This is a genomic window from Pseudanabaena sp. PCC 9330 (assembly GCF_055795045.1).
On record NZ_JAYFES010000048.1, the window covers coordinates 1 to 4,269 of the forward strand.

Annotated in this window: 6 protein-coding genes and 1 pseudogene; all 7 read right to left on the minus strand. The window is 57.2% G+C overall.

Translation table 11 applies throughout. The features are described from left to right. Positions 1 to 265 precede the first annotated feature (265 nt). Positions 266 to 793: pseudogene (locus tag AC0QKW_RS01765) on the minus strand (DUF4113 domain-containing protein). Further along, positions 741 to 1,130, minus strand: a complete 390-nt coding sequence (locus AC0QKW_RS01770) for a hypothetical protein (protein WP_473149344.1) — start codon at positions 1,128 to 1,130, stop codon at positions 741 to 743. Before AC0QKW_RS01770 ends, AC0QKW_RS01765 begins: the two are co-directional and overlap by 53 nt. 317 nt (positions 1,131 to 1,447) lie before the next feature. After that, entirely contained in the window at positions 1,448 to 1,684 is a 237-nt protein-coding gene (locus AC0QKW_RS01775; RefSeq protein WP_473149345.1) for a hypothetical protein, read from the minus strand. A 116-nt stretch (positions 1,685 to 1,800) separates the two neighbouring features. Next, positions 1,801 to 2,451 carry a tRNA lysidine(34) synthetase gene (locus AC0QKW_RS01780; protein WP_473149346.1) on the minus strand — a complete coding sequence of 217 codons (651 nt, stop codon included), beginning with the start codon at positions 2,449 to 2,451 and terminating at the stop codon, positions 1,801 to 1,803. Between the two features lie 137 nt (positions 2,452 to 2,588). Next, positions 2,589 to 2,798: a hypothetical protein gene (locus AC0QKW_RS01785; protein WP_473149347.1), complete on the minus strand. Its 210-nt coding sequence runs from the start codon at positions 2,796 to 2,798 to the stop codon at positions 2,589 to 2,591. A gap of 112 nt (positions 2,799 to 2,910) precedes the next feature. Continuing rightward, a complete protein-coding gene (locus AC0QKW_RS01790) occupies positions 2,911 to 3,531 on the minus strand; it encodes a hypothetical protein (protein WP_473149348.1) in 621 nt (206 codons plus the stop codon). Positions 3,532 to 3,566: 35 nt separating this feature from the next. After that, complete coding sequence (locus AC0QKW_RS01795; protein ID WP_473149349.1) at positions 3,567 to 3,737, minus strand: hypothetical protein; 171 nt, start codon at positions 3,735 to 3,737, stop codon at positions 3,567 to 3,569. Positions 3,738 to 4,269 lie beyond the last annotated feature (532 nt).

Sequence of the window (4,269 nt, forward strand, 5' to 3'; positions counted from 1 at the left end):
GTGCGATCGCCCTTCTCGATCCGCTGCTCCATTGCGGTGACGATTTCGGCGCGGGTCGTATCGAAGGTTTGGGATAGAGAGGCCATAGCTATGGACAGGTGAACGGAAACGGCATCATCTACGGGTTCAATTATAGCAGTCAATAAATTTATGGCGGTATACAAACACCGGTCAGGCGAGTGGATAACGGCAACACCGCTACCGATATCTTCGTTGCGATGGTCAAAGACCGGCCCAAGGGGCCATCGCCCTCAATCCCCGCCATCTACCGAGCCACCAGCAGCTCATCCCACCGAGTTGTGAACCTGGGAGATCGCCATTCCGCCCTCATCTTTCATTCTTGCTGCACCCCCTCAGCGGCCCAACGCACCGTTCCCGCCCCAAACCGTCGATTGAGCGAGTCCACCGCCGCTATCAGCCGCCCCGCCCTTTCTCTCTTTGTCTCATCCCCAAACAAGGAGCCCTGGCAGATCGCCCCGTCGCTGCGATCCAACAGCATCACCCCGGCCTTGTGATAACTGTACCCAGGCCGATATAACCGCTCCGTGGCCTCTAGAGCCGCCCGAACCAGCGTAGAGGAGTCATTAGTGGGGTAAGGCAAGACCAGAGTCTCTGAATTGGCATACTGCGGTTCTCGGGGTCGAAAGCGATTGGTGGTCATGAACACCTGCAAAGACTGAGCGACCCGGCCCTCGCGCCTGAGCTTAGCCGCTGCCGTGGCCCCGTAGCGATCGCCTGCTTCAGCTCCGCCAGCGCCACCACAGGCCGCCCAAAGCCGCGAGAGACACAACACTCTTTCGGGGTGGGGGACACAGCTCCAGGGGCAGGCCGGCCACCCCGCGCAGCTCCAAAACAGTCCTGACCCCAACGATGCCCAGCAGCTGCCGAATCAGGGCCAGGTCAGCCTGTTGTAGGTGCAGGGCCGTGGTGATGCCCTGGGCTTCCAGTCGTTGAGTTAGCCGCCGCCCAATGCCCCACACCTCCGACACCGGTAACTGAGCCAGCACTGGCTCAGCCTCGTGCAGAACACAGACACCCCCCTGCTGCTTAGCCTGATGGTTGGCGATCTTGGCCAGCGTTTTGGTTGTGGCCACCCCAACCGAAACCGGAATGCCCGTCCACTGCTTCACCGTCAGCCGCAGCGGTAGAGCACCTGTAAAAGCCGCGTGTGCTAAGGATTTGAACCTCGGAGTGGAACTCGTTAGAGCAGTATAGTACAGATGAACTCAAAACCTTTGGGCGGCGGCTGGCATTGGAGGAGGAGGCCCACAAGGGGGAAGTGACCAGTCCCAGCAGCAGTCTGCCCATGCGATCGCTCCCCGCCCTAGCGAACCCCCAGCAGCACCCCCTGGGCCACCGCGCCGCCGCGACCGGCCCCCCCGGCAGGCCCAGGCCGTTCAGATCCCTGGAGCGATCGCCAGCGCTGATGCGAGGGTTGCCGCTACAGCTACCCTCCGGTGCTGGGGGGAGAATCGGTTTCTCCTTCGGCTACCAGCGAGAGCATATACCTTTTGGCATCTTGAGGCATGACCTCCAAAAGCTTTTGCAGGGTTTCTACCCTTACGTTGAAGCCATCTTTGAATTGACTCACTCGTTGCATAGATAAGTCTGTTTTACGCGCTAAATCAATTGCTTTGAGATCGAAGCGGTTCAGGGTTTTGTTAAATGCGACGTAGAAATCCATCGAGTAGGAGTCTGGTCTACGGCTTCAGTGTAACGACTGCGAACGGACTAGGGGCACAAGACAGGCGCTGCCAGGGGGCACCCCGGCGATGGGCGTGGCGTAGTTTGGCGCTCGAATCAAGAGCGGGTTAGGGAGCGATCGTGGATTAAGAAGCCGATGGCGCAGATGACCAGCGAATGCGATCGCAACGCCTTGTCAGCTTGGCCCTCCTTCAGTTCAGAGGTGCAGTAGCGATGCTGGGATGAACTCCACAGGGGGGCATTCCCAATTTTCCTAAGTACCTTATCGGCCTGCTGTTCCTTGAGGTGGCTCGTGCAGTAGCGATTTTGGGACGAACTCCACAGAGGGGTATCCCCGACTTTTTCACCACCGCCGCTGCCGTCACTGTCTTGTTTGGCCGCGATCGCCTCAAACCGTTGTCGCCAGCGATCAACCAGGCCACCCTGGGGCCGTTTCACCACGACCAGTCGTACCCCCAGGCGATCGCAGCGACTGCGAATGTGCTCCAATGCCCCAGCCCACTCGATGCGGCCTAGGTCACAGAAGAGGGCGAAGATCGGCCCGCTCCACCCCATGGCTCGGTATGCCTTCACAGTAGCTACCAGCATGGCGTCGGAGTTCTTACCGCCGCTCACAGAGATCACCAGGGCAGCGCCCATGGCCATGGCCTGCCGAATCACTGGGGGGAGGTAGAGACCTTCCTTCTCAGGCTGCACCACGGGGAAAAAACTAAGTTGCAGACTGGCTGTTGCTGTTGCTGGGGGCATGGCTTGGGCCTGAGAACGGGGTAGGGGAGTCTGCGAGAGACCCCTGGGATGAGGTGCCCCAGGAGCGGGGAGAGTGCGACGGCGGGGAAACTGCGATCGCAACCCGGCAGAGGGGGCCGACAGCAGCCCCCAGGTGATTAGCCGTCGAATCTGAACTGAGTCAACCAGTCAGGCCCGCCGCCATTTCTGACTTGCTGAAGCTCAGCCTTGTACTGACTCAGGGAACGGGGATACACTCCGGTTTCCCAACAAAATTTCAGCTTGGCTTTCCACTGCCGCCCAAAAGTCTCTCTGGCCATCTCTAGGGCGTAATACTGGCTGTTTGTCGCTTCAAAGGTGGTGTTCATGGTGCTTTGGGGATAGGGGTGTCTGCTGTCTCTGGAGTGGTTGGGCAGAGTGCGATCGCAAGGGGCTTTAGCGAGTCGAGGGAGTGCGATCGCACTCCCTCCGGCGAGACGGTTAACCGAGTTGAGCCAGCACCTCAGCGGCGAGGAAGGGGGCCATAGCTGAGCGAATGTTGGCGTTGCTCATGTGCTTGCCTTTGCCTCTGGCATTGCGCCAGGGGATGCCAGCGAGGGAGGCGAGGCCGCGCAGTTTCTTAGTTGCTGTACCAGAGCCATTGATCACGGTCTGTACGTGGTCGGGGTTGAGGCCGATGGCTGTAGCAGCGGTTTCGAGGTCGATAGTGTCATCTAGAAACGCTTCGACAACGGCCTCTACGCTCTCCACGGGGGCGGTAATGCAGCGATCGGGGTAGGTGATGAGCCATTGCACATCAGCCGCCCATTCGGCCTCGTAGTAGGCGCGGAATCGGCGACCGGCTTGGACGGTGAGCAGGCCAGCGGCGACGGTCAGACAGAAAGCCAGTTGTAGGCCGATCCAGGCCGTGCGGTAGGTAGCGATCGCACCCTCAGAGGTGAGGGCAGCATGAACAGTGCGGACGGTATAGCGGGTGAGTTGGGCGATGGCGATCGCCGAGTCGGAGGTGAGTTGGGCGGTTGCGATGGCCGAGTTGAAGGTGATTGATGCTGCGATCGCAAAGGGCCGTAGAGAGTGCAGTAGGGCGTTTAAGGTGGTCATGGGGAGTACCGGAAGGATGAGGGGACGTGTAGCCGCTATTCGATGGAGAAGCCCATGTAGGTTTCAGCAGGGGGTTGAGGGGGCTGCTGGGGGCCGAGGAATTGCAAATCTTTGGGGTCTAACCCCAGGGCCAGGTGGCGCTTCACTTCTGGATTGGAGGTAGCGGAGGTGGTGGAGGTAGCGGAGGTGGTGGAGGTAGCAAACATGGGGCGTTGTCTGAACCCTGACTGCTACATAATACTTTGACTGAAATAAATATGCAATAGCAGTCAAGGTATTACACAACCAATTATGAAGCAGCCTAAAACCTTTACTAAACAAGGGTTTTAGAGTTTCTTGTTGTTTTCCTATGAATCTCACTACACAGAAGACAGGGGGCGATCGCAGTTCTAAAAGGCTGAAAGCATTGAAAAATCGTTCACCTTGATTAATGCAAATATCTTATGTCTCCACATTTTACACAGGTATATATATGAGAAATTAATATAATAGCAGTTGTAAATATAGGGATTTTTTATGCAAGTCTGGGATCGCTGGGGATCGCAGTGGGAGGCGAAAGGGCCAAAAGCCTTGATATATAAGGGTTTCATGGGTTTAGGATGGGGTTGATCTCCGCACGATCGCATAAAAGGGATCGCAGAAAAGGGTATAAAGAGATAAAATATAAAGATATAAGAATGCTTTATAGGGCATAGCAGTTGCGGTCTAGCATTTTTTGGATTTCCAAAAAATGCTGGA